Annotated in this window: 25 protein-coding genes, 1 tRNA gene and 1 pseudogene; 15 read left to right on the forward strand and 12 right to left on the reverse strand. The window is 64.2% G+C overall.

All coding sequences use genetic code 11. The features are described from left to right. The first annotated feature begins 97 nt into the window (after positions 1 to 97). Positions 98 to 757 (forward strand): winged helix-turn-helix transcriptional regulator, encoded by a 660-nt coding sequence (locus ACZ60G_RS30035; protein WP_465814221.1) that lies wholly within the window; start codon positions 98 to 100, stop codon positions 755 to 757. A gap of 67 nt (positions 758 to 824) precedes the next feature. On the opposite strand, the gene ACZ60G_RS30040 is transcribed toward ACZ60G_RS30035, so the two are convergent. Further along, positions 825 to 1880, reverse strand: coding sequence for an aldo/keto reductase (locus ACZ60G_RS30040; protein ID WP_465814223.1), 1056 nt, complete (start codon positions 1878 to 1880; stop codon positions 825 to 827). 226 nt (positions 1881 to 2106) lie between these two features. On the opposite strand from ACZ60G_RS30040, the gene ACZ60G_RS30045 reads away from it, so the two are divergent. Together ACZ60G_RS30045 and ACZ60G_RS30050 are read left to right on the forward strand one after the other, a co-directional pair. Next, positions 2107 to 2613: an SRPBCC family protein gene (locus ACZ60G_RS30045; protein ID WP_465814225.1), complete on the forward strand. Its 507-nt coding sequence runs from the start codon at positions 2107 to 2109 to the stop codon at positions 2611 to 2613. Then, a pseudogene (locus ACZ60G_RS30050) lies at positions 2613 to 3667 on the forward strand (LLM class flavin-dependent oxidoreductase). The gene ACZ60G_RS30045 and the pseudogene ACZ60G_RS30050 overlap by 1 nt, the downstream one beginning before the upstream one ends. Before the next feature lie 3 nt (positions 3668 to 3670). On the opposite strand, the gene ACZ60G_RS30055 reads toward ACZ60G_RS30050, so the two are convergent. Beyond that, positions 3671 to 4549, reverse strand: a complete 879-nt coding sequence (locus ACZ60G_RS30055) for an alpha/beta fold hydrolase (protein WP_465814227.1) — start codon at positions 4547 to 4549, stop codon at positions 3671 to 3673. Positions 4550 to 4580: 31 nt separating this feature from the next. Beyond that, on the reverse strand, positions 4581 to 5429 hold the full coding sequence (locus ACZ60G_RS30060; protein ID WP_465814229.1) for an alpha/beta fold hydrolase: 849 nt from the start codon (positions 5427 to 5429) through the stop codon (positions 4581 to 4583). Between the two features lie 92 nt (positions 5430 to 5521). On the opposite strand from ACZ60G_RS30060, the gene ACZ60G_RS30065 reads away from it, so the two are divergent. Further along, positions 5522 to 6127, forward strand: a complete 606-nt coding sequence (locus ACZ60G_RS30065) for a TetR/AcrR family transcriptional regulator (protein WP_465814231.1) — start codon at positions 5522 to 5524, stop codon at positions 6125 to 6127. 142 nt (positions 6128 to 6269) lie between these two features. Here the strand turns inward: ACZ60G_RS30065 and ACZ60G_RS30070 are convergent, their stop codons facing one another. Together ACZ60G_RS30070 and ACZ60G_RS30075 are read right to left on the reverse strand one after the other, a co-directional pair. After that, positions 6270 to 6491, reverse strand: coding sequence for a hypothetical protein (locus ACZ60G_RS30070; protein WP_465814233.1), 222 nt, complete (start codon positions 6489 to 6491; stop codon positions 6270 to 6272). 138 nt (positions 6492 to 6629) lie between these two features. Beyond that, positions 6630 to 6713, reverse strand: coding sequence for an HNH endonuclease (locus ACZ60G_RS30075; RefSeq protein ID WP_465814482.1), 84 nt, complete (start codon positions 6711 to 6713; stop codon positions 6630 to 6632). A gap of 1357 nt (positions 6714 to 8070) precedes the next feature. Here ACZ60G_RS30075 and ACZ60G_RS30080 point away from each other — a divergent pair. From ACZ60G_RS30080 to ACZ60G_RS30090, 3 genes are all read left to right on the forward strand, one after another. Then, positions 8071 to 8382 (forward strand): hypothetical protein, encoded by a 312-nt coding sequence (locus tag ACZ60G_RS30080; RefSeq protein WP_465814235.1) that lies wholly within the window; start codon positions 8071 to 8073, stop codon positions 8380 to 8382. Positions 8383 to 8724: 342 nt separating this feature from the next. After that, entirely contained in the window at positions 8725 to 10158 is a 1434-nt protein-coding gene (locus tag ACZ60G_RS30085) for an ATP-binding protein (protein WP_465814237.1), read from the forward strand. 1683 nt (positions 10159 to 11841) lie between these two features. Then, on the forward strand, positions 11842 to 12372 hold the full coding sequence (locus ACZ60G_RS30090; RefSeq protein WP_465814239.1) for a hypothetical protein: 531 nt from the start codon (positions 11842 to 11844) through the stop codon (positions 12370 to 12372). Here ACZ60G_RS30090 and ACZ60G_RS30095 read toward each other — a convergent pair. Further along, the gene (locus ACZ60G_RS30095) at positions 12301 to 12909 is read right to left on the reverse strand and encodes a hypothetical protein (RefSeq protein ID WP_465814241.1); all 609 of its coding nucleotides are present in this window, start codon (positions 12907 to 12909) and stop codon (positions 12301 to 12303) included. The two genes, ACZ60G_RS30090 and ACZ60G_RS30095, sit on opposite strands and share 72 nt — an antisense overlap. A gap of 147 nt (positions 12910 to 13056) precedes the next feature. Here ACZ60G_RS30095 and ACZ60G_RS30100 point away from each other — a divergent pair, with 147 nt between their 5' ends. Beyond that, entirely contained in the window at positions 13057 to 13332 is a 276-nt protein-coding gene (locus tag ACZ60G_RS30100; RefSeq protein ID WP_465814242.1) for a hypothetical protein, read from the forward strand. Between the two features lie 130 nt (positions 13333 to 13462). Here the strand turns inward: ACZ60G_RS30100 and ACZ60G_RS30105 are convergent, their stop codons facing one another. From ACZ60G_RS30105 to ACZ60G_RS30120, 4 genes are all read right to left on the reverse strand, one after another. After that, positions 13463 to 14518, reverse strand: coding sequence for a tyrosine-type recombinase/integrase (locus ACZ60G_RS30105; protein WP_465814244.1), 1056 nt, complete (start codon positions 14516 to 14518; stop codon positions 13463 to 13465). Next, positions 14515 to 14970, reverse strand: coding sequence for a hypothetical protein (locus ACZ60G_RS30110; protein ID WP_465814246.1), 456 nt, complete (start codon positions 14968 to 14970; stop codon positions 14515 to 14517). The genes ACZ60G_RS30105 and ACZ60G_RS30110 overlap by 4 nt, the downstream gene beginning before the upstream one ends. A 107-nt stretch (positions 14971 to 15077) precedes the next feature. Next, positions 15078 to 15162 (reverse strand) — tRNA-Leu (locus tag ACZ60G_RS30115). 55 nt (positions 15163 to 15217) lie between these two features. Further along, on the reverse strand, positions 15218 to 15757 hold the full coding sequence (locus tag ACZ60G_RS30120) for an HD domain-containing protein (RefSeq protein ID WP_465814248.1): 540 nt from the start codon (positions 15755 to 15757) through the stop codon (positions 15218 to 15220). 173 nt (positions 15758 to 15930) lie between these two features. Here ACZ60G_RS30120 and ACZ60G_RS30125 point away from each other — a divergent pair, with 173 nt between their 5' ends. Genes ACZ60G_RS30125 through ACZ60G_RS30135 form a run of 3 tightly spaced genes read left to right on the forward strand, consistent with a single transcriptional unit; the run spans position 15931 to position 18528 of the window. Next, positions 15931 to 17091, forward strand: coding sequence for a glycosyltransferase (locus tag ACZ60G_RS30125; RefSeq protein ID WP_465814250.1), 1161 nt, complete (start codon positions 15931 to 15933; stop codon positions 17089 to 17091). Between the two features lie 49 nt (positions 17092 to 17140). Then, complete coding sequence (locus tag ACZ60G_RS30130; protein WP_063038523.1) at positions 17141 to 17335, forward strand: DUF3046 domain-containing protein; 195 nt, start codon at positions 17141 to 17143, stop codon at positions 17333 to 17335. Beyond that, positions 17332 to 18528 (forward strand): tetratricopeptide repeat protein, encoded by a 1197-nt coding sequence (locus tag ACZ60G_RS30135; RefSeq protein ID WP_465814252.1) that lies wholly within the window; start codon positions 17332 to 17334, stop codon positions 18526 to 18528. The genes ACZ60G_RS30130 and ACZ60G_RS30135 overlap by 4 nt, the downstream gene beginning before the upstream one ends. A 2-nt stretch (positions 18529 to 18530) precedes the next feature. On the opposite strand, the gene ACZ60G_RS30140 is transcribed toward ACZ60G_RS30135, so the two are convergent. After that, positions 18531 to 19046, reverse strand: coding sequence for a CGNR zinc finger domain-containing protein (locus ACZ60G_RS30140; protein ID WP_465814254.1), 516 nt, complete (start codon positions 19044 to 19046; stop codon positions 18531 to 18533). Positions 19047 to 19200: 154 nt separating this feature from the next. Between ACZ60G_RS30140 and ACZ60G_RS30145 the strand changes: the two genes are divergently transcribed. The 3 genes from ACZ60G_RS30145 to ACZ60G_RS30155 are packed head-to-tail and all read left to right on the forward strand — an operon-like array spanning position 19201 to position 21049. Continuing rightward, on the forward strand, positions 19201 to 19662 hold the full coding sequence (locus ACZ60G_RS30145) for a VOC family protein (protein WP_465814256.1): 462 nt from the start codon (positions 19201 to 19203) through the stop codon (positions 19660 to 19662). 24 nt (positions 19663 to 19686) lie between these two features. Next, positions 19687 to 20574, forward strand: a complete 888-nt coding sequence (locus ACZ60G_RS30150; protein WP_465814258.1) for a pyridoxamine 5'-phosphate oxidase family protein — start codon at positions 19687 to 19689, stop codon at positions 20572 to 20574. A 25-nt stretch (positions 20575 to 20599) separates the two neighbouring features. Further along, complete coding sequence (locus ACZ60G_RS30155) at positions 20600 to 21049, forward strand: nuclear transport factor 2 family protein (RefSeq protein ID WP_465814260.1); 450 nt, start codon at positions 20600 to 20602, stop codon at positions 21047 to 21049. Between the two features lie 106 nt (positions 21050 to 21155). On the opposite strand, the gene ACZ60G_RS30160 is transcribed toward ACZ60G_RS30155, so the two are convergent. Next, positions 21156 to 22562, reverse strand: a complete 1407-nt coding sequence (locus ACZ60G_RS30160; protein ID WP_465814262.1) for an MFS transporter — start codon at positions 22560 to 22562, stop codon at positions 21156 to 21158. Positions 22563 to 22659: 97 nt separating this feature from the next. On the opposite strand from ACZ60G_RS30160, the gene ACZ60G_RS30165 reads away from it, so the two are divergent. Beyond that, on the forward strand, positions 22660 to 23682 hold the full coding sequence (locus tag ACZ60G_RS30165; protein WP_465814264.1) for an Lrp/AsnC family transcriptional regulator: 1023 nt from the start codon (positions 22660 to 22662) through the stop codon (positions 23680 to 23682). Positions 23683 to 23685 lie beyond the last annotated feature (3 nt).

A 23685-nucleotide genomic window follows, 5' to 3' on the forward strand; every position in this document is an offset into this window, starting at 1 on the left:
CGGTCAGTCGAGAGCGACAGGCGGCTGCACCGGGATCGATTGGCATCGCACGTAGTCGAAGACAATATAAAAGTGAAGTATTTACTATAATATGGTTATGAATTCTCGAACGTACGGCCAGAACTGTGGTCTCGCTCGTGCGCTCGACATCCTCGGCGATCGCTGGACTCTGCTCATCCTGCGTGATCTCGGTATGGGTCCGCGGAGATATAAGGACCTGGTGGAGGGGCTGCCGGGCCTCGGCACCAATCTGCTCGCCAGTCGTCTCAAGGGTCTCGAAGAAGCGGGCTTGATCGAGCGCACGGTACTTCCGCCACCGACCCCGGTCGCGGCATACGCACTCACCGGTATCGGCGAAGAGTTGCGCCCGGCGCTCGGGCTGCTGGCGGCCTGGGGGTTCAGGCATGGTGCACCATTCGACGCCGACGATATGACGCGTGCGGAATGGCTGGTTCAGGGACTGGTAGCCCGCGCAGAACCGGATGCTGTCGATCGGTTCGGGGGAGTTGTGCAGATCAACGTCGGCGACGAGTCCGCATGGATCGGGCCCTCGGCGGATGGTATCCGTTTGCGACCGGGTGCGTCACCGACATTGCCCAAAATCACGCTGAACAGCGATATTTCGACACTCGCCGCTCTGGTGACCAATGAGCTCGATGTCGCCGACGCGGTCGAATCCGGCGCGCTCATGGTGGAGGGCGACGACGGTGAATTGCAGTCCTTCCTACGCGCCTTCAGCCTCACGAGCACCGGCTAGTTCGTCGCTCGTGCGGGTGCGAGACTCGACCACACCCGCAACAGGCGATACATGTGTGCGAGTTCGGTTATGCCACTGGAGTATTCACAAGGAAGTCGCCTCCCACGCGGCCTCGGACCGCGTCGGCTGAGCGGGCGGCGGCATCGTGTGGCGCGCCCAGGACGGGGTCGCTTGCCGTGGTCAATCTTGTGTACTGCTCATCGTCGAGGGCCACATCGAGCGAAGCCAGGTAATCGTCGAGCTGCGCGCTCGTGCGTGGCCCGATGATCGGCACCACTGCGGTCGCGCAGCGGCGGGCGTGTTCTCGCTGCCATGACATTGCCACCTGGGCCGGGCTCGCGCCGATCTCACCGGCTACGGCGAGAACGGCATCGACGACGGCGGATTTCTGAGTCGTGTCCTCCCGCTGGATAACCGAACCCAGGGTCGTCAGCCGCCCCTCGTCGCTGGTCCGATACTTTCCGGTGAGTAGACCGCCACCGAGCGGTGAGTAGAGTGCGGCACCGAGTCCGAATGCCTCTGCCATCGGCATGATCTCGCGGTCGGCGGTCCGCTCGACCAGGCTGTACTCGGTTTGTACGCCCACGATACGAGCGCCGATTCCGCGCTCGTCGGCCAGGGTTGCGGCATGCGCGGTGCGCCATGCCGGGAAGTTGGAAAAGCCCGCGTGCAGAATTTTTCCCGCTCGTACCAGGTCGTCGACCGTTTCGACGATTTCCTCGACGGGTGTCACGAAATCCGGCCAGTGCACCCAGTAGAGATCCAGGTAGTCCGTGCCGAGGCGGCGTAGCGATTTTTCGAGTGCCTGCACCATCACCTTCCGGCTGTTGCCGGTCTTCGATACGTGTGGTTGTGCCGTGTCGCCTTGGGTGAACTTGCTCGCCAAGACGAAGTGTTCGCGATCAGTGGATATCAGATCGGCCAGGTAGGTTTCCGACTGCCCGAACTGATAGATGTCGGCGGTGTCGATGAAGGTCCCCCCGGCTTCTGCGAATGTGTCGAACATCGCCCTGGAATCGTCGAATTCCGCACCGGCGCCCCAGTTGGTGCCGAAATTCGCTGTACCCAAAGCGAATTCGGATACTCGCAAACCGGTCCGCCGACCGAAAGTGGTGTAGCGCATGCTCTGGATGACCTCTTTCTGGCCTGCTGTCCGAATGAGGCGTTCGAACACCTAACCGGCTCGGCCTTCGCTGGTATGGGCCCGTCGTTTTAGTAAATTATGATCATAATACTATCGATGACGACCGGCAGCGGCGGAGGATGGGCAGTGAAAGTCGATGTCGGAGACTGCGACGCCACAGGCCTCGCACGGTTGGCACATTTACCGAGAAGGAGGTCGACCAGCGATGGAGTGGACTGGCGCACGCTACGCAGACACACCGACGGTGGAGGTACGCATCTGGATCGCCGCCCCGCCGGAGCGGGTTTGGGCGTTGGTGTCGGAGGTGGAGTCGATGCCCGACATGAGTGATGAGCTGCAGTCGGTCGAGTGGATCGACGGACCGACCGGCCCGGTCATAGGTGCGCGATTCATCGGCCGCAGCAAGCATGATGCGCTGGGGGAGTGGGCGACCACATCGCACATCGTCGAATGCGACCCGCCGCGGGTGTTCGCGTGGGCGGTCGAGGATCCGGATAATCCAACTGCCGTCTGGCGCTTCCGGCTCGAACCCAAGAGCGGTGGAACCGAGCTGTCGGAGTGGATGCAGATGGGCCCTGCGCGTTCGGGTCTATCGCTGGCGATCGACCGGATGCCGGACAAGGAGCAGAAGATCGTGTTCGTGCGGATGCGGGAGTTCGAACGCAATATCACCAGGACACAGGAGCACATCAAGAAGCTGGCGGAAGCCTGATGCGCACTGCGACGACAATCGAGGCATCCGGTGGGGGCCGCTGGTCGGAACAGGTCGACTTCGTGGTGGAGGCGGAAAGCTCGGCCTGGACATCTGCTGGGTCGCGGAGGCGTGGGGGGCGGATGGGCCGTCGGCTCTGGGGTACTACGCGGCGCGGACGGAGCGGATGCTGCTCGGATCCGGGATCATGCAGATCGGCACCCGCACGCCTATTGCGGTGGCGCAGACCGCCATCGCGTTGTCCAACCTCTCCGGCGGTCGGTTCCTGCTCGGTCTGGGCGCGTCCGGTCCGCAAGTAATCGAGGGTTTGCACGGGGTGCCGTTCGCGCGGCCTCTCACCCGGATGCGGGAGACGGTGGAGATTGTGCGCCGGGTACTCGAGGGTGGGAAGATCTCGTACTCCGGCACCGAGTTCCAGATCCCGTTGCCCGGCGGTGAGGCGGTGCCGATGCGCCTATCGATGCGGGCCGACCATCCGATCCCCATCTATCTCGCCACGCTGTCGCCGGCCATGCTCCGGCTGACCGGCGAGATCGCCGACGGCTGGCTGGGCACCAGTTTCGTGCCGGAAGGCGCGGCCGGTGCCTACTTCCGCTACCTGGACGAGGGTTTGGCCCGCGGCGGGCGGTCCCGGGCGGATCTGGATATCTGCCAAGGCGCGGAGGTGGCGTTCGCGCCCGACGAGGATGCGCTGCGCCGGATGGTGGCCGGGAGAAAGAAAGAGTTGGCGTTCAGCCTCGGGGGCATGGGTTCGGCGTCGACCAACTTCTACAATCAGGCCTACAGTCGCCAGGGCTGGGCCGAGATCGCCGCCGAGGTGCACGAACGTTGGCAGGCCGGAGACCATGACGGCGCGGCTGAACGGGTGACCGATGAAATGGTGCTCGGCACCACGCTCATCGGCACCGAATCCATGGTGCGCAGTCGGTTGCGCGACTGGCGCGACGCCGGTGTCGACACCGTCCGGCTCTATCCCGCCGGGGAAACGCTGGAGGCCAGACTGTCCACCTTGGCCAGAGCGATCGAGATCGTGCGGGAGACGGACAGTTCCTAGCGGCTAATTCGACAGGAACTCGCGCAACGCGTCGATGGTCTGTTCGGAGGCTTCCTCCGGGACGAAATGCCCGCAGTCCAAAGCGTGGCCGCGAACATCATCGGCATACTGCCGCCACACCTCGAGCGCGTCATAGCGGTTTCCGACGAAGCCGTGCGCACCCCACAAAACCAGCAGCGCGCAGGTGATCCGGCGGCCTGCCGCGGCGTCGACCTCGTCGTGTTCGAGATCGATGGAGGCGGCAGCGCGGTAGTCCTCACAGCTTGCCCGGATCACATCGGGGTCGCTGAAGCAGCGCACGTACTCCGATATCGCCTCTTCGTCGAAGACCGCACCAGGGCCGGACCATTGCTCGAGTTTTCGGCGCAGAAAGTACTCGGGAGCGCCGCCGATGAGAACTTCGGGCAGATCGGGTTCCTCGGCGAGGAAGAACCAGTGATCGTAAACGGTTGCCAAGGCGCGGTCCACATTCGCGAAAACATGTCGGGTCGGCACAATGTCGAGGACTGCGGCCCGTTCGACCCGCTCGGGGTGGTCGAGGCAGAGTCGATGAGCGACTCGGGCGCCGCGGTCGTGACCTACGATCGCGAAACGGTCGTGCCCCAAGGCAGTCATCAACCCGACTTGGTCCGCGGCCATCACACGTTTGCTGTAGGACGAATGATCGGATTCCGAAGCGGGCTTAGCAGAGTCGCCGTACCCCCGTAGATCGGATACGACAACGGTGTGCGACTCGGCCAATGCTGCTGCTACATCACGCCAGATCACATGGGTCTGGGGATAGCCGTGTAGCAGCAGCACCGGTGGCCCCTCGCCGCCCACGCGAGCATGGATACCGACGCCCTCGACATCGATGTCGTGGGTGGTGAATTCGCTGAACATACAGGCGATCTCCTGGTCGACGCGGCCGGACTCAGGATGCCAGGAATTCGAGCGCCTCCCCGACGAACCTGTCGTGATACTGGAAGATGCCGCCGTGCCCCGCGTCCGTGTAGATCCGCAGCGTCGCATTCGGCAGACGCTGTGCCAAATCGAAAGAGTTGCGGGTGGGCACCATTCGGTCATCGTCACCATTGGCCACCAGAACAGGGTGTTGGATGCGACTCAGGTCGGAGGGCTCCTGTGCGCCCCAGGCATGGATGGCTTTGAGCTGAGTGCGGAAGGCGCGCAATGCGATTGCCTTGTCGCGGTCGACGGTGCGTTCCTTCAAACGCTTCACGAACGCTCGAGCCTCCGACTTGCCGTGGGCGGTTCTGGTGAAGAACAGATACTCCTTGGGATCTTTGAAAGTGGCGACCGCCTTGAAGGTGTCACGGTAAGTCAGCGAGGTCACGTTGACGATGCCTTCACCTCCCGCCGGACCGGTTCCCGCGAGGATCACCTTCCGAACCAGTTGCGGCTCTTCGCGAGCGATCACCTGCGCGACGAAGCCTCCCATCGACAGCCCCAGGAGATCGACCTGATCGAAGCCCAATGCACGTATGAAGGCGACGGCATCTCGTGCCATAGCTTCGATCGAATCCGGCGTCGCGCCTTCGGACGCGCCGACGCCGCGGTTGTCGAAGGTGATCACGCGGTGCTTCGCCGCAATGCCATCGACCACTCGGGGATCCCAGTTGTCCAGGTTGGCGGCCAGATGATTCAAGAAGATCACCGGTACACCGGTTTCGAGACCCAGCTCGCGGTAGGCGAACCGTGTTGTGCCGACCTGCACGAATTTCGTCGGCGCATCTTTGTACAAGGTGCCGCTCGCGCGCGTCATGACTTCCTCCTGTTGTAAACAGATTGGTGTACTTTCGGAGTCGACGGTACTCGCCCGCGCCCAGCTTGTAAACAGATCGGTATACTTTGCTCATGACTTCGCTCACCGGTACCCAGGAAACGACCCGTCGGGGAGGGCGTGGCGCGCGTCAACGCATCCTGAATGCCGCTGCGCAGCTGTTCTACAACGAAGGCATCAACGCCACCGGTGTCGAACTGCTTGCGGCCAAAGCATCGGTCTCGAAAAGGACTCTCTACCAACACTTTCCGAGCAAGACCGCGTTGGTAGAGGAGTATCTGCGCATGCTACGACAAGCCGCAGGCAACCTCACGGACGCGCCGCCGCCGGACTCCGACTCGAACCCGCGAGCGCGGCTGCTCGCTTTGTTCGACAGCCCGGATACTGCCGATACACTGATGCGCGGCTGCCCGTTCCACAACGTGGCGGTCGAGGCGGCCGAGGCCATGCCCGGCGTGCAAGATATCGTCCACGCACACAAGCGGAACTACATCGACGGACTCACCGAGCTGGCCCGACAAGCCGACGCCGCGGACCCGCAACTCCTAGGTAACCAGCTCGCCGTCCTCTACGAGGGGGCGGCGGCGTTATCTACTTCCCTCAATGATCCGGCGCCCTGGGCGCATGCACGAACAACGGCCGAGGCGCTGATAAACCAAGCGACACGCGACGTCGCCTGACCTCGGTGTTCATCTCATACGGCCGACGGCGATTGCGTCGGCCCCCAACCTCGACATCGGCAGATATAAGCAGGCCACGGCGGAAACGATGTCGTGTAGATCGTGCGTGAACACGCTGGGTGTTCGAACGGACAGATTTGGCTCAGCGAATGTCCGCGCGGTCGAGCTGGCAATCGTAGATTGTGAGCGTGCCCTTGGCGAGATGGCCGCGTAGTTTGGTCTCGGCCAGCCAGATGTCGGCGAGGGTGGGCAGGCGGGTGGTCGGTTTCACGGTGTGGCGGCCAGGTTTGGCGCCGATCCATTCGGGGGCCGCCCCGCGCACCTTTCTCGCCGTCTCCTGCTCGGGCCGAGGTTGTTGCGGCACGACATCGGTTGTGGTGCACCAGACTGAGCGGCAATCGTGGACTTGGAGCAGTTGGACGAACTTCTACGCGGTGAGGATTCGTTGATCCCGCTCGACCAGGCACGCCGGTGTTGTGCAGAGACTGACGGTTGCGTCTGATCAGATTCGCGCGCCTTTTTCGAGATTGCATCTGCGGCAGAGAATTTGGAGATTTCCGACGCTTGTCGCGCCGCCTCGACTCAACGGTATGACGTGACCGAGCCAAACAAGCCCGCCGGCTCATCGCCATCGCACGTACACGCCGCGCCACAATACCGCCGGGCGCACTATCGACACGCACCTCCACGCCGACCGAGCACGCCGAGGATGCCCACCATGTGCCCGCCGATCCAAGTCGGCGGCAGCGGACGGACGGGTCACCGGCCCCTCGACACCGTCGAGGCCGCGCGTCAGCGCATCCCATTGACATCCATGAGGAGGGGTGACGACCGAACCTGATGGTATGGCCGCCGAAGAGGGGAGATCGCTGGGGTTGTTCGGCGTGAAGATGCGTTGAAAGGCGGTTCGATTCCCGTGGCCATGTGGAGCGGCTAAGCAGACGTGCCGGGCGCCGGATACGTTGGTATCCGTGACCAATTCTACCGGTCGAAACTGTATGCGCTATCGACTGTTGTGTTCCATCCACTGTCGATAGGTTTCGTGTCGAAACTGGTACGCCATACCGGTCACTCGGAGAAGACCACACCCCCTGGCCCAGTCGAGAAACACCGCAAGAGAAGCTTCGCCGGTGATGTGTCGGCGTGGAGTTACGGAATCGACGACTGGGGATCGTGGGACCTGTGATACAAGCCGTCACAACCCTGCTCCCGCCGCAAACCGGAAGTTGGTTACACCCCCTACTCGGAGATTCATTGTTGCCCAACAGATTTGCGCGGTGATAGCGTCAAGATCTATCGTTCAAGAGGGGAACAAATCCATGCGTTACTCACGGTCGGCCCGCGCTGTCACTGCGCTCGCACTAGCTGGCGCTACAGCAACAATTCTCGCGGCCGGTGCGGCATCTGCTGAAGACACCCAACAAGTTTGGGGCCGCAAGAACTGCGAAATTCTCGCGGACCAATATCGGGCAATGGGATACAATGCACGCTGCTACAATACGCACGACGAATGGTTCTACGTGAACTATCAGAAGCCGCGACCCGGCCAGCTTCCAAACTCCGGTAGTGCCGGATCGTCATAGCCCCAACGAAATAGAGCTCCGAATCGATTGGTTCGGGGCTCTATCCATTGCTCAGCCATCGCGTTTCTCCCGTCCCTTCTCATGTTTCGTTTTGGGCACATACGTCTTGCCCGACACGACCGGCTGCGCGGCGTTCGAACCGCGTACCCCTGCCGTCGACGCCACGCAGCCAGATCCAGGCGCCTCGGCGGCTTGTCGATCGGGGGCGGATACAACTGGTCCTCCTGCGGGTGATGTTGTGGCAGTGACGAGTTGGCGCTACCCAGCTCACCAAGTAGGGAGCCGAGCATTAACCGGTTAGTTGCGGCGCTGTGCGCCGCCATCACCGCCTGTTCTGTCAGTTCGTGCTCAGGCACTGACGTGACCGCGACAACCCGACCTACGATCACAACCAAGGCCACGGCCGCAGCAGTGGCGGCGGGGCCGTCGTGCGCCGACGTGGGCGGGGTCTTCCACCAGAACTACCCGGACGGTCGCGGGGTGTGCGTGTCGGCCTATCCGGGGCGCGACTGCCACAAAGCGCTTGCGGAGGTCGAGTGGACCGATCCGAACTATCTGACGGACTTGACGTTGACGCCGCCAACGTCGTCCGGCACCGTTGGCGCGATCGGGTTGGAGATGATTCGGTCGGCGAGCAACCGGCAGTGCTGGCGTTTGCCGCCCGGCTCCTGAACGGCGAAGTTCACTACGAGCCACCACATGAACGCCGACACTTCTCGAGTCCGGGGAACCGCAGGTATCCGCCTATGTCAGTGCAGTCGGTTGCCACGCGCCAGTATGTCCACGATGCCGCTGAGACCCGCGCTTGTCAGCAGAGGCCCAATGGCTTCCCGACTTTCCGCCGGATTCCGACCCGTCGATGCGGGCGTGACGACCAGCCATCGAAGAGGCATTCGACCCCTGGGAGTAGTGGCCCCGCATCTCACCCTTGGGCGGTCAGTTACATAGGTCCCATCTTACTTAGATTGAATCTATGTAAGATTGGTGACCGGTCTCGAGGCGTGGAGGTGACGGGTGGAATTCAAGGGGCGTGCGTCGGATCTCGGTCTGCTGGGGCGGCAGCTGGAGTTGGTGACGGGCGGGGCCGGTGCGACACGGGGGCGTGCGGTGATCATGACCGGGCGGCGGCGGGTGGGGAAGTCGCGTCTGGTTCAAGAGTTCTGCGACCGCTCCGGTCTCGGATATGTCGTTTTTCAGGCGACGCGAGGGCGTAATCCTGTCACCGAGCGTGAGGACTTTGTCGGTGCTGTGGCTCATTCGCCGCTGCGGGGGGCGGAACTGGTCGCGGGGATGTCGGGGGCGGATTGGAACCAGGCGTTGCGGATATTGGCCATCGCTTTACCCGACGATGCCGCGAGCATCGTGGTTATCGACGAGGTGCCATGGCTGGTCGAACAGGACTCCGAGTTCGAAGGAGCCTTGCAGACGGTGTGGGATCGGCACCTTTCGGCTAAGCCGCTGCTGCTGGTGTTGGTGGGTAGCGATGTCTCGGTGATGGAGGCGTTGCAGTCGCACGGTCGTCCGTTCTTCGGGCGGGCGACGAAGATGACTGTTGCGCCGCTGCATCTGGGTGATGTGCAGGCCATGACCGAACTGCCAGCGGCCGAGGCGGTGGACGCGCTGTTGATGACCGGTGGATTCCCGGAAATCGTGCAGTCGTGGCGGGCGGGGATGAGCCGTGTGGATTTTCTGCGTGATGCCACGGCGAATCCGCTGTCGCCGTTGCTGGTGGCGGGTGAGCTGTCGCTGCTGGGTGAGTTTCCCGAGGCGTCTCGTTCACGGGCCGTGCTCGAGGCGATCGGCAGCGGCGAGCGCACCTTCGGCGCCATTGCCGCCGCTTCGGGCAGCGCCGGTGTATTGCCGGCCGGAACGCTGACACCGCTGCTGAACACCTTGCAGGCCAAGCGGATAGTTGCTGCGGACCTGCCGCTGTCGACGAAACCGGACAGCAAGAACAAGCGCTACCGCATCGCCGACTCCTACACGAGATTCTGGCTGGCCTTCCTGGAACGCGGAATTCCGCTCATCGAACGCGGCCGGGGCGATCTGGCGCTGGAGCGGATCGAGCGTTCGTGGACGAGTTGGCGCGGTCGCGCAGTGGAACCGGTGATCAGGGGATCGCTGCTGCGGTTGTTGCCCGAGGTCCACTGGCCCGAAACCGAAGCGGTAGGCGGCTGGTGGAACCGGCAGAACAACCCGGAACTGGATCTGATCGGTGCCGACCGCGAACCCGTCGCCGGCGCGGTGCACTTCGTCGGGTCGATCAAGTGGCTCGAGGATCGGCCCTTCGATCGCCACGATTATGACGCCCTCACCCGCGGCGTCCTAGCTGTTCCCGGCACGCAATTCGATACGCCGCTGGTGGCGGTCTCGCGCTGCGGGATCGACGGTGACCTGCCGCTGGCGCAGCATTGGGGGCCAGAAGATCTGCTGCGCGCATGGCAGTGAAGCCACGCCGCAGAACATAGCCTTTCGGTAGAACATGCCGCCCTCCCACTGGGACGGAGCCCGCGGCAATTCATGATGCATGATGCAAGCCGTCGGGCATTTGCTGAATGTTCACTGGCTTTGGTTTTGCTCGGTGTGTCGGAAGATCGACACGCAGACCGGATCGTCGGGAGGCGATCGCGGGTTCATTTCCCGATCTCACCAAAATCTCACACTTTCAGCCGGAATCTACGGGATATTTCAGGTCATGTTGAGGGTGCGTGGATCGTGAAAGACTCGGTCTACCAGTCTTTTTCGGCAATATTGAGACCTGTTCAGAAAACTAGAACCTGTGTCAGGTGGTCGCAGGTTCAAATCTTGTCAGCCCGACCAGGTCAGAGGCGGTTTCCGTTCTCCGTGAGGAGTTCTCGAGCAAGCGATCTTGACGAGAACGGGGCAACCCCACCTGAATCCGACTTATGCCACCTGTTAGCGAGTTCGTATCCACCGCCCACAACCATCTGTGTCGAGCGCGACATCGCTGGGCTGGACCGTGACGTTCGCCTCCTGGCGCCCTGCGTTGCTTTCGATGATCGATGCATCACTACGCGTCGGCGACGAAAGCCGGTACCAGACACAGAATCCGAAAGCAGTCCGGTCGATATCCCGTGTGATGTACGTGCCGGGCAGCACGTCCTTTCCGACAATCTTGACTCCATCGCCTTCCAGAGCGGGCTCTGCGGCGGGCCGGACCGTTTGCCCACACGCGGCAACGGTCACGGTGGCTATGGCGATTCCGACGAGTCTTGGCCACGGCATAGCGACTCTCCTCGTACTGACTAGGACGGCCAAGCGTAACCGTCAGAAGCGGCTCGTCTGAGGCGAAAGGAGCCTTTCGGGCAATAGAACTCTTCGCCCTATTCGGCTGCCTGCTGCACCACCCCATCCGCACGCTCTAGGCTCCACTGCCTTGCGTGTCACCCCTCGGGGTGTTGACATCGCGAGTGCATGGCTCGACGAGGCGCTCGCATAGTTGGCTCGGATTGTCGCTCATATCGTTGGCATTCGCTGCCACCATCGTGGTCACCCTGCCCGAGGTTTCAGGACACGGGATCATCGAGGTCTATGCCCAGATTTGCCGCAACGGCAACGCAGAATCGGTCCAAATGGCGAAGCGCGTGCGGTGGCAGCCGCTGTTGAGCACGGTGCGCATCGGCCGGGCAGTGGTGTTACCGGGCTCGGCCTCCGAGTGCGATGTTGAGGCGAGAGTGCCGTCACCGCGTAGATACGCGCTGTAGCCAGAGCAACCCGACCGGGTTGGCGCGGTCCGTGCCGGTGAGAGCACGGATCAGCAAGGTCCACAGCTGCTAGGCCATGGGAGCGTGGCTCCCGGCTGCGGTCGCGTGTAGGCGGTCGATGACCGCGCGTGTTCGCGTCGCTGCGGCAAGACGTGCGAGCTGGTGGGGAGGGAGACTGTCGCCTGCCGCGATATGGGCAATCTGCCACAACACGAACTCGAGGTCGCGCTGGTTGTAGTTGGTCAGTCGTCGTCGTGGCTGGCGTGCGCCCGTCGTCGGTGCGTGCGTGAAACTGCCTCTGGCAGTGGCGCGTCGACGGTCGGGGTTGTGACCGAGACTTCGCCAGCGCGAGTGTAGAATCGATTGCGGGAGAATCAGCTGGCAGGCCCGACTTAGGAGGTCGGCCATGTCGTTGCCTCGTCCGCCGCGGACAGTTCGATCCCCGGAAGCTCTTGAGCGACTGGAACGCTCGCGTGTACGTATTCGTGAGCGCCGAGAACTGGCGCGTCAGCGGGAGCGAGCGATCACCGACGCGGTGAAGCGGTACCTCATCGATTGGCAGGCGATCACGACGTGTGAAGCCAAGCGTGACCAAGAAATCCAGGCGCTGCGCCAGCAGATCAGCGCAGTCGAATCACGAGCCAGTGAGGAGATCGCCCGCCACCGCGCCGACCAAGCTGTTGCCGCCGCAGTGATCCGTGACCAAGGTCAAACCGACGAAGATGTCGCTGATCTGCTCGAAATCAGCGTTAAACAAGCCCGGCAACTGATCACCGCCGCACACGCAACGGACGGCACGATGTCGGCGAGTGCATCACCGCAGCCGACCGCGACACCGACCACCTCTCTGGACTCGATGTTGGATTCAGGCGCGGGCGTAACCACCGGCGTTCCACACGTACCACCGGAAGTGCTGCGGCGCGAAGGCTTGCCGTGAAGGAATGCCCGGCGCTGGGGAGAAGGGCCAGAACGCGACACCGCAGCGATGGCAGTAGAAACCGGCTTGCCATACAGCGTGAGCGCGTCGACGTCCTCGTACGACTCTGCCGTTGCGGCGAATACGATGAACAGCAACGGTGAGCAGGAGGCCGCCAGGTGTGGTCAGGACCACGAAGAAGATCACGGTGGAAAGAGCAGCGACCCGTCGCGATACGCCGGGATACGGCTCGGCGACCGAGAGGATTGCCGGAACGATCCAGCACATCGCTGGCAACAGCAGCACAAGCGCGAAGAAGGTCAGGCGCCCGGCTGGAGTACGTGCGGGCTCGCGGGCCAGACTCCGTGCCAGTGTTGTGGTGTGAGTGCGCTCAACCGTGGCCGTACCGAACACCGGGACCAGGCCAGTCGAAGCCACACCAACGCCGGAATAGACGTTCGTCCCGGAGCTGGTCGACACACCGCCCGCATTCAACGCGGGCACACTCTGAACCGAGTCGAGCTGGCGGCATTGTGGACACGTGAGGTCGATGTCCATGCGGGGGACCGCCTCCCAAGCCGTTGCGCTGTAGCGGCGCGGTTGTGGTGCTGGTACCTGCGACGAAAGCTCTGTGAGGTATCCAACACCTTCAGCGACCCGCCGTCGAGAGGTATTGGTGTGGGGATGCATTGATGCGTCCTTTCCTTGTGGCTGACTGGTGAGGCGGATTCGTCGATCCAGCTGCAGATTCCCGGTGCACTGACCGAACTACTGCGCGCATGCCACTGGGTGGTGCTCGCAGTCGGCGAGCTCCGCAACGCATTCACCCCAGCGCGCAATCGGCGGCCTGACTACCCAAACGGGCAGCGCCGCGAGCTTGGCGTTGTGATCGGCTGTCGAGCTGGCAATGGCATGTCGGCGCGTCTGCTGCTGTCGGTACTGACCTACTCGAAAACCGTTGATGTCAATGGTCATTTATGAGTTCTCAGCGGACGGCAGCGCACATTCGGCGCCGCCCCGAGGACCGGCAGTCGCTGGGGACGAATGTCAAAGAGTTCGTCCTAGTGGCTATCGCCGGCCTCGGGGCAGAGCATCTGCCTGGCTGCGTCGTTTATGTCGTCATATGGTTCTTCTGTGCCTGCGTGACCGGTGTGGCGAGGGGGTGGGGTTCCCCGGTGAGGTGGGCCAGCGCGGATGCGACTTCGTTGATTGTTGCCGTGGTGTAGACCCCGGTGGGTCCGGCGCTGCCGAGGCCATGGCGGGCGAACTCGCGTGCGGTCGCGCCGCCGTAGCGGCGCTCGACCCAGGTGGTTGTGGTGTGGCGCAGCCAGTGGATGGAGATGCCGTGGGTGATGACCCAGGGCAGATATCGGCCGAGACGCTCGAACAGGTAGTTGTAGCGACGGCGAGTGATGGGTTTGCCGTTGCGTGTGCGCAGTAGTTGCTCGTTCGGTGCGGCTGCGCGTTGTTGGGCGTGGCTGCACAGCGCGCGCATCAGTGTGGGGGAGACCGGCTGCCATTGTTCGGTGCCGCCCTTTTCTCGTAGGAGGATCACCGACTGCACGGGATCGAGATCTTGGGGACGCAAGGCCAGTGCACCGCCACGGCGGCAGGCGGTTTCGGTGTGCAGGCGCAGCAGCAGGGTGTCGAGCTGCGGGTCGTTGCCGGTGGTGGCGGCGACGCGGTTGATCTCGGTGAGGAGGTCTTCGGGCAGTGCACGCCGATTGGATCGGGTGCGCCGGGGTTTGGTCAGCCTCGCGGCCGGGTTGTCGCGCGGGTCGATGATCCGGTTGTCTTCGGCGTGCTGGTAGACCCGGCGCAACGCGTCGATGACGTGGCGCACGACTTCACGTCCGTCTCGCCCGTTGCGGCGGATCAGTCGCTGGGTTCTGATCACCTCGCACAGCGCCTGCAACTGCACGGGAGTCGGCTCGTTCAATGCCCGCTCGGCCCACCCCGGCTGGGCAAGAATCTTGGTCCAGTATGTCTGGTAGTGGTCGCGAGTCCGGCTCGCGGGCATGCTGTCGGCGACGACGGGGATGTAGTCACCGAAGGTCGGCACGCTTGTGACCGGGCTGGTGTCGTCGCTGAGCTCGGCGACGGTGAGATTGAGCCGGTCCATCATCATCCGGACCGCGGCGACGTCGGCGTCGCTGCGCGCGCTCATCGGCTTACCCCCTCGGAGAAGCGGCGAGCGGCCATCTCGTCGAGGACGTGCGGTCCGAAAACCGCCAGCAGGCGTTGGTCAGGATCGGCGGCCAACAGGACTCTGTCGCGCGGCTGGATGCCCGCGGCGCGCCGTGCGTGGGCGGGTAGGGATAGGTGCCCGTGCTTGGTGATCCCGCGGCGGCCGTAGCCGGGCCGGGTGATCACGATCAGCCCCGCAGCGATCCGCCAGGACAGCAGGTCACCGGGGTGCCAATCCAGTGCTCGCAGAACGGCTTTGTCGACCACGCGGCCGTTGGTGTCGACCGGGCGCACGCTGTACACCGCGGTGTGTGCTGGTGGTTGCTCGATGGTCGCCATCGGCAGACCGGCACCGATTCCGGAGGCATCGCCACCGGTGAGCCCGATGGAGGAGAAGGAAGGGATCAGCGGAGATAATGTGTCATCGGTCACATCGACCACCCAAATGAAGCAAAACCGCAGGTGGCGGGGTATGACCAGGACAGAGTGTCCAGGCGGTGCCCGGACCCGATTTTGGGGGCATAAATGCCACAGTTAGGTGTCCGGAGGGGGACTTGAACCCCCACGCCCGATAAAGGGCACTAGCACCTCAAGCTAGCGCGTCTGCCATTCCGCCACCCGGACCGGTGTTGCTGAGCAAGGGTAACGGATGGGTGGGGAAGTGTTGAAATCGGTTGGGTCAGCGGGTGCCTGCGACGCGTTGGACGACTGGACGCCAGGACTCGACGGAGGCGACTCGAAGGCCGACCACCTTGCCCGCGTCGTCGGCGCGGCGGAGGGCGAGGGCGGCGGTGAAGTCGGGATCGGTTCGGAATTCGGCGATTTCGGTCTCGGTCATCGGACCGCCTTGGGTGACCAGGGTGCGTCGGCTGGCGGGGGACAGGGTGTGGGCGGTCTCGGTGGCGGCCAAGTAGCGCTTGGCGACGACGTGTAGTTCGACCAGTCGGGCGACGCGGTCGCCGAGTAGTGCACGGATCGCGTCCGCGCCGTGCCTGCCGTGGCCCGCATCGTCGCCGGGGACGAGTTTGTGGCCGATATCGTGCAGGAGTCCGGCGAGTTGGAGTTCCTCGTCCTCGGGATGGGATCGGCGCAGCAGCTCTGCGCATTGCAGGTCGTGGTTCAGGATGTCGACGGGGTCGCCGCTACGGTCGGGCATATCCCAGACGTCGGCGCATCCAGCGAGCAGGTTCAGCAATTCGTCGATGGTGGTGACTGGCACCTCGACCCCAATCTGTCGATCCGGCCGGAATGGTCTAGACCAGGATTCCGTCGATCGGCGCTCGACGGGTTTCTTCCGAATGGCATTTCGATGAACGCGGGCCGCATCGGGTGCTCGACCGAACCCAGTCCGCGCCGCACCGAGTTCCGACACCGATGTGGCAGGCTGGCCGCATGCGTGTTGCCGTTGTTGCCGGGCCGGATCCCGGCCATGCGTTTCCGGCGCTGGCGCTGTGCGAACGCTTCCTGGCCGCCGGTGACGATCCGGTGCTGTTCACCGGACCGCGTTGGTTCGACGCCGCCAAGCAGGCGGGCATCGCGGTGCGCAGGCTCAAGGGGCTCGCTCCGCGCACCGTCGACGACGACAATGATGCCGGTCAGCGCATTCATGAGCGTGCGGCGCATATTTCGACGGAAATCCTGCCCGATCTGAGCGCGATGCTGCCGGAGCTCGTGGTGTCGGATGTGCTGACCGCGGGCGGCGGAATGGCCGCCGAGCGACTTGGGGTGCCGTGGGTCGAGCTGTCGCCGCATCCGCTGTATCTACCGTCGAAAGCGTTGCCGCCCATCGGAAGTGGCCTCGCGCCGGGTGAGGGGGTGCGCGGCCGCCTGCGTGACGGCGTGTTGCGCACCATGACCGCCCGTGCCGTTCGCAACGGTCTGCGTCAGCGTGAGCAGGCCCGCGAAAGCGTCGGATTGCCCGGCACCGATCCGGGCCCGGCGGCTCGCCTGATCGCCACCCTGCCCGCCCTCGAGGTGCCGCGCCCCGACTGGCCCGAGCACACCCACGTCGTCGGCCCGCTGCTGTGGGAGCCGACTCCGAAAATCCTCGAGCCGCCGCTCGGCGATCGGCCGCTGGTCATGGTCGCACCGTCGACCGCGCATACCGGTGTCGCGGGCATGGTCGAAACCGTGCTCGCCGCACTGGACGGAGCGGGCGTCCGGGTGGCTATTTCCATGCTCGACACCCCGCCCACCGACCTGCCGCCATGGGCAACGGCCGGACTCGGCCGTCAGGACGAACTGCTCACCCACGCGTCGGTCGTGGTGGGCGGCGGCGGCCACGGACTGCTCGCGAAATCCCTGCTCGCGGGTGTGCCGATCGTGACGGTACCCGGCGGCGGCGACCAGTGGGAACTCGCTAATCGCGCTGCGCGCCAAGGCAGTTCGATCCTGGTTCGCCCCCTGACCGCTGATGCGGTGCGTACCGCTGTCCTCGATCTGCTCGACACGCCCGACTACACGGCCGCGGCGCAACGAGCGTCCGCTGGTATCGCGGAAGTCGCGGACCCGATCCGCATCTGTCACGACGTCCTCAGCGTGCGGACCCGCTAATCGAACGGCCCGAGTGAAGGCCCCCAGCGGCGCGAGTATCTTGAATACGGTGCGGTTGACCGAGTTCCAGGAGCTGTTGCACACCGAGTTCGGTGTGTCCCGCGGCGATGCGCTGCTCAGGGACCACACCATCCCGGCATTGGGCGGGCGGACGGGCGCCGCCGCCATCGAGGCGGGCATCGACCCGCGTGACGTGTGGCGCGCGCTCTGCGCCGACTTCGACGTACCGAGAACACGCTGGTGAGCGATCACGGATACCGCTTCGATGAGCGGCTGCGCATGATCCCCATCGATCATGCGCAGCTGGCCGCTCGCGTCGCGACCGCGCGGCCGGTCGACTTCGCCGAATTCCGCAAGATCGGCATCGAGCTGATGCTGCTCGGCCGCTACGCCGAGGCCCTCGATTACCTCGATCGCGCCCTCGAACTCGCCGATAGCGACTATCGCAGGACGTCGGTCTGGATCAACCTCGGTGATGTCTACCGCTATTGGGGTGACATCGTCACCGCCGAAACGCTGTATCGGCGAGCCGTGGACCGAGCCGGCGACTCCGAAGTGCTCTCCTTCGCGCTGCAGCACCTGGGCAAGGCCCTTGCCGAACAGGGCAGACTGCCCGAGGCCAGGGCGCGGCTCACCGAGGCGTTGAAACTGCGCGTCGTCGAGGGGGATGCCGAGCTGATCGAGGCCACCCGCACCACCCTCGACCTGCTCGATGATCTGCCGACGACCTTGCCGCCGAAGGTCGCCGCGGTGCTGGGTGCGGACCCCGCGTGGTCGGAGGACCACGAGGGAATGAGCGGTGGTGTCGCGCATGTCGACGGTGCGTACTGGGTGAAGCGGGGACCGAAGGCCGCAGCCGAGTATGCGCGGCTGAATTGGCTGCGGGGCAAAGGGATTCAACTATCCGACATTGCTGTGTTCGAAGAGGATGTGCTGGTTCTCGCCGACGCGGGTCTGCCGAGTCTGGCCGCTGAACCGACAGAATCGGTGGGCGCGGTCATGGGCGCGCTGTTGCGGCGGCTGCACGATATTCCCGTTGCCGAGTGCCCGTTCGACGGCAGGCTGGATGTCATGCTGGCCCAGGCGCGGCGCCGGGTGCTCGAGGATTTGGTCGATGTCGACGACTTCGACGCCGACAATCGAGGGCTGACGCCGGAACAGATCTACCAACGACTGCTCGCCGAACGTCCGCTGGACGAGGATCTCGTTGTCGCGCACGGTGATTTCACCCCGTCCAATGTGCTGGGCGGCGGTCTACTGGTCGACGTCGGCGGTTTGGGTGTCGCGGATCGGTACCGCGATCTGGCCCTGGTCGATCGCGATCTGCGCGAGGACTTCGGTACCGACGAACTGAGCGCGTTCTACGCCGCCTATGGACTCGCCGAGCCGGACCGGCGGCGACTGGACTACTACCGACTGCTCGACGAACTCTTCTGAGCTCAAGCCTTTTTCGCGTAGTGGCGTGCGGCCTTGGTGCGGTTGCCGCAGGTCGCCATCGAATGCCAACGGCGGGTGCCGTTTTTCGAGGTGTCGTAGAAGAACAGGACGCAGTCCGGATGGGCGCACTGGCGGATCCGGTCCGGCGCCTCGGCCAGTAGCCGCAGCAGGTTGTCGGCGGCGAGCCAGCCGGGGACCCAGGTGGTTTCGGGTACATCGACGATTTCGGTGGGGCCGGTGTCGGTCAGCATGCGTCGGATCCGGCCGTGGTCGAGGACCTCGTTGAGCGCGGTGTGTGAGGTGTGTTTCACGGTGTCGTAGATGGCGGTGCGGGCGGCCAGTACCGCCTGCAGGGTCCGCTCGTCGGCATTCGCGCGATCGTCGAGTCCGGCCGAGGTCAGCCATATGCCCAGGCCCAAAACATCGGTGAGCAGATCCTGCGGTCCGTCCTGGATCCACCGGGTGTTCAGCAGGTCGAGTGCCAGCGGTTCACCGAGGTGGGGGCGTGGATCAGGCATACCTGAGGGTAGCGATCTTCCTTTCGTTGCCAAGGCAACCACCGCCGTTCTAACCGGTTAAATCGATTTTAAAGGTTGACGTTCTTCCGGCTACTAGTTAAGTTCTAACTAGTAAATCTACTTAGAACAGTTATAAATTCCGAGGAGGATCTCGATGACCACAGCCATCGCACCCCAACTGGCCACTGGACACATCGGCCTGAATGTCTCCGACCTGGACCGATCGGTGGACTTCTATCGCCGCGCATTCGGTTTCGAGCAGCTCGCGGCCAGCACCGACGGCGAAAAGCGTTGGGCCTTCCTCGGTGCGAACGGCAAGCTCGTGCTGACCCTCTGGCAGCAGTCCGACGGCGCTTTCTCCACCGAAACCCCTGGTCTGCACCATCTTTCGTTCCAGGTCGACACCATCGAACAGGTGCGCTCGATCGAGGCGCTGCTGCGTGAACTCTCGGTGAGCTTCGCCCATGACGGGGTGGTCGCACACGGCGAGGGGGTCGCCTCGGGTGGCATCTTCTTCGTCGACCCCGACGGTATCCGCCTCGAGGTCTACGCTCCCACGGGCGCCGAATCCGCTCCCGCGCCCAGCGGTGCCGCCCCGACGTGCGGATTCTTCTGAGCCCGGACGCTGTTGAGCACTGTGATGTCTCACTTTCATTCGGGCGAGGTCGCTGTACAGCAGCGAATGGGTCAGGCGCATATCGCCGACCGGGTAGGACGGATGGTTCGTGCCGACATCCCGGATGTCGCGGCGGGTTTCCTGGCGGAACAGCCGATGGTCGTGATCGCGGCTGCGGACCTCGACGGACGGATGTGGGCAGGCGCGGTGGTCGGGTCGCCGGGATTCGTGCACGTCGTCGATGCCGAGACGATCGCAATCGATGCATTTCCGGCAGCGGGAGATCCGCTGCAGAACGCACTGACCCGGCCTGCCCGGATCGGCATGATCGCGCTGCAGCCTGAGCGGCGCAGGCGAATGCGCGTCAACGGATTCGCGGCTCCGACGGAGGCGGGACTACGGATTGCCGTCGATCAGGTGTATTCGAACTGCCCGAAGTACATCTCGCGCAGGCAGATCGAATCGTATCGCCCCGATATCGACCTGCCAGCACCCCGGCGCGGCATGGAACTCGATGCGCGGCAGCGTGCACTGATCGCCGCGGCGGATGCCTTCTTCGTCGCCACCGCGGATACCGAAGGCAATGCCGACGCCTCGCACCGTGGCGGGAATCCCGGCTTCCTGCAGTCGCTTTCGCCGACTCGGCTGAGATGGCCTGACTACCAGGGCAATTCGATGTTCATGACACTCGGGAACATCGCGGTGAACCCACGTTGCGGCATCCTGATCCCGGACTGGACCACGGGCGGAACCCTTCAACTCACCGGAACCGCCGAATTGTCCTGGGCGCCGGAAACCTTCACCGCCGGAGCTCAGTGCTCGGTCGACTTCACCATTACCGAAGTGATCGAAATCCACGGCGCGGGCCCGCTCCGCTGGGGTCCCGCCGAACTTTCCCCGGTCAACCCCTGATCCCGATCCCCGAGAGGAAATTGCAATGCGACCTCCGCTGCCACCATTCGACCTGGAATCCGCCAAGGCCAAGGTGCGCGCCGCCGAGAATGCCTGGAACACCAGGGATCCCGATCGCGTCGCCGCCGCGTACACCGAGGATTCGGTGTGGCGCAATCGTGACGAATTCTTCACCGGCCGCGCGGCGATCGTCGAATTTCTCACCCGAAAGTGGTCCATCGAAAACGGTTACGCACTGCGCAAGGACCTCTGGGCGTTCGAAGGCAACCGCATCGCGGTCCGCTTCCAGTACGAATGGCATGACGAATCCGGCCAGTGGTGGCGCAGTTACGGCAATGAGCAATGGGAGTTCACCCCGGAAGGCCTGATGTCGCGCCGCGAGGCCAGCATCAACGATGTCCGCATCGACGAATCCGACCGCCGCATCCTCGGCCCGCGCCCGGAAGGCGACGAATCCGTTCTGCCGCAGCGGTAATCGGCAGGTACCGGGCACCCCGTTGCCAGACCGGGCACCGCGTGTGCGGGGTGCCCGGTCGGTGTACGGGGTGCCCGGACTTGCCTGATGATCGTGCCGGTAGGGCTCAGGCGGCGACGGTGTCCGGCTGGACCGGGGCATCGGCGACCTGACGCTGACGGTGGAACAACCCGAATGCGATCACCCCGAATGCGATTCCGACTCCGGCCGCGACGCCGAATGCCGCGTCCAAGCCATCCACGAAACGCGACAATGTCATCGCGCGACTGTCATCGGCGACTTCACGAAATACGGTGCCCAGCACGGCGACTCCGAGAGCGAGGCCGAGCTGTCGTGCGGTATTCACCGCGCCTGCGGCGATCCCGCCCTGCTGCGGCGGCACCGCCGCCATCCCCACCGCGACCAGCGCAGGTGCGTTGACGCCGATGCCCGCACCGATCACCACGAATCCGGGAATCAGTGCAGCCCAAGATGATTCGGCGTCAATCATAGTGAGCAGTCCGGTACCGATGCCGACCAGCACCAGACCGGCACCGATCGTCCACTTCGGCGAAACATCATGCAGCAGTTTGCCGAATGCACCGGCGACCACGAACGCTGTCGCCGCCATCGGCAGCATGGCCAGTCCGGCGTGCATGGGTGACATATGCAACTGCTGCTGCAGCCAGAGCGAAATCAGGGGTGTGGCGGCGAAGGCAGCGAACGTCTGGCCGGATGCGGAGACAAGGGTGGCCCCGAAGTTGCGATTGCCGAGCAGTGCCAGCGGGAACATCGCTGCCGCGCTGCGGGATTCGACGAATACGAAGGCCAGCAGCGCGCCCGCGCCGAGCGCCAGGGCGAGCAGCGTAGGACCATCGGACCAGCCGTGTTCGCCGCCGCGGATGACACCGTAGGTGACCGCCGTCGCGGCGGTCGCGAACGCGAGCATGCCCGCCACATCGATGGCCCGATCCGCCTGCCGCGGCGACGGCTGGAACACGACGGCGGTCAACACGATCGCCAGTACCGCGATCGGCAAATTGACGAAGAAGATCCACCGCCACGACAGTGCCTCGGTGAGCACACCGCCGAGCACCACACCGATCCCGGCCGCCGCACCCGACACCGCACCCCAGACGCCGAAGGCGACACCCCGATCACGGCCGGTGTAGGTGGAGTGCAGCAGCGATAGTGTGGTCGCGAACATCGCGGCCCCGCCGATGCCCTGAAGTGCACGCGCCGCAATGAGACTCGCCGAGGTATCGGCAATCCCGCAGATCAGCGATGCGATCGCGAAAACGACGAGTCCGGCGAGATAGGCGCGCTTCGCACCGACTCGATCGGCCAGCGAACCGAGCACCAGCAGCAGCGCCGCCAGCGCGAGCGCGTATCCGTCCATCACCCACTGCAGTCCGGACAGACCGGTGCCGAGATCGGCGGCGATGTCGGGAAGCGCGACATTGACGATGGTGACGTCGATGAGCAGCATCAGCGTGCCCAGGCACGCGGCGAATAAGGGCAGCCATTTCCTCACGGGAGCCTCCGAGACGATTCGAACGATATCGACACTCAGGGTGCGGCAGGCGGTGATATCCACATAGTCACGTGGTCAGGTGCGTTAGATTCCTCCTATGCAGTCCGAAGATGGCGCGGATTCCTCCGTACTCGATGTCCTCGAGAAGCAGATCCTGCACGCGCTGGTGACCGATGCGCGCATCCCGTTCGCCAAGCTCGGCGCCATCCTCGGGGTTTCGGAGCAGACGGTGGCGCGCCGCTACCGATCGCTGCGGCAGCGCGGCATCCTGCATGTGGCGGGGCAGGTCAACGTGGTGCCGCTCGGGCATGCGCGCTGGGTGATCCGGCTCCGGTCGACTCCGGACAAGGCGGCGCGACTGGCCGAATCACTGGCGCGGTTTCCGGATCTGAGCTGGGTCACATTGTCGGCCACCGGATCCGAGGTGACCTGCGTGAGCAGGCCGCGCTCGATCGAGCGGCGCGACAAGCTGTTGATGCAGACGTTGCCCCAGGCCAGTCAGGTGATCGGACTGACGGCCCATGAGGTGATCCACCGCTTCCCGCTCGATGAGGAGTGGCCGGATTTCAGGCACCTGTTCACGGCTGCGCAATTGCGCGACCTCGGCCCACGGCCGTCGTGGCGGGCCGATACGGGGCCGGAAGCCGCTGTGGAACTTTCAGCGCAGGATGAGGCGATGCTGGCGCTGCTCGGTCGCGACGGACGCGCGCCCTATGCTCGTATTGCCGCCGAAATCGGTTGGACCGCAACGAAAGTGGCGCGGCGCATGGCCGAACTCGTCGAATCCCGGGTGCTGTACTTCGACCTCGATTTCGCGGTCGAACGGATGGGATACGCAGTGCGGGCGGCGCTGTGGCTGCGCACGCGCCCGGCGGATCTCGAGGCGGTGGGCACCGCGATGGCAACCCATCCGGAGATCGTCTTCATCGCCGCGACCACGGGGCCGACCAACCTCATGGCGTCGTTGATATGCCGCGATACCGCGCACCTCTATCGGTATGTCACGCAGCGGCTGGGTGCACTCGACGGGATCGCCGATGTGGAGGTGACCCCTGCGTTGCGGGTGTACAAGCAGGCGCAGACATTGCTGGACAGTGATCGGATCTCGCTGGTTCGGTGAGGT

This window comes from Nocardia sp. NPDC102475 (assembly GCF_055584605.1).

Bases quoted from the DNA above. Each gene is read 5' to 3' on its own strand.
- ACZ60G_RS30035 (WP_465814221.1), top strand. From the start codon at position 98: ATGAATTCTCGAACGTACGGCCAGAACTGTGGTCTCGCTCGTGCGCTC.
- ACZ60G_RS30040 (WP_465814223.1), bottom strand. From the start codon at position 1,880: ATGCGCTACACCACTTTCGGTCGGCGGACCGGTTTGCGAGTATCCGAA.
- ACZ60G_RS30045 (WP_465814225.1), top strand. From the start codon at position 2,107: ATGGAGTGGACTGGCGCACGCTACGCAGACACACCGACGGTGGAGGTA.
- ACZ60G_RS30055 (WP_465814227.1), bottom strand. From the start codon at position 4,549: ATGTTCAGCGAATTCACCACCCACGACATCGATGTCGAGGGCGTCGGT.
- ACZ60G_RS30060 (WP_465814229.1), bottom strand. From the start codon at position 5,429: ATGACGCGCGCGAGCGGCACCTTGTACAAAGATGCGCCGACGAAATTC.
- ACZ60G_RS30065 (WP_465814231.1), top strand. From the start codon at position 5,522: ATGACTTCGCTCACCGGTACCCAGGAAACGACCCGTCGGGGAGGGCGT.
- ACZ60G_RS30090 (WP_465814239.1), top strand. From the start codon at position 11,842: ATGTCGTTGCCTCGTCCGCCGCGGACAGTTCGATCCCCGGAAGCTCTT.
- ACZ60G_RS30095 (WP_465814241.1), bottom strand. From the start codon at position 12,909: ATGGACATCGACCTCACGTGTCCACAATGCCGCCAGCTCGACTCGGTT.
- ACZ60G_RS30105 (WP_465814244.1), bottom strand. From the start codon at position 14,518: ATGAGCGCGCGCAGCGACGCCGACGTCGCCGCGGTCCGGATGATGATG.
- ACZ60G_RS30125 (WP_465814250.1), top strand. From the start codon at position 15,931: ATGCGTGTTGCCGTTGTTGCCGGGCCGGATCCCGGCCATGCGTTTCCG.
- ACZ60G_RS30140 (WP_465814254.1), bottom strand. From the start codon at position 19,046: ATGCCTGATCCACGCCCCCACCTCGGTGAACCGCTGGCACTCGACCTG.
- ACZ60G_RS30145 (WP_465814256.1), top strand. From the start codon at position 19,201: ATGACCACAGCCATCGCACCCCAACTGGCCACTGGACACATCGGCCTG.
- ACZ60G_RS30150 (WP_465814258.1), top strand. From the start codon at position 19,687: ATGTCTCACTTTCATTCGGGCGAGGTCGCTGTACAGCAGCGAATGGGT.
- ACZ60G_RS30155 (WP_465814260.1), top strand. From the start codon at position 20,600: ATGCGACCTCCGCTGCCACCATTCGACCTGGAATCCGCCAAGGCCAAG.
- ACZ60G_RS30165 (WP_465814264.1), top strand. From the start codon at position 22,660: ATGCAGTCCGAAGATGGCGCGGATTCCTCCGTACTCGATGTCCTCGAG.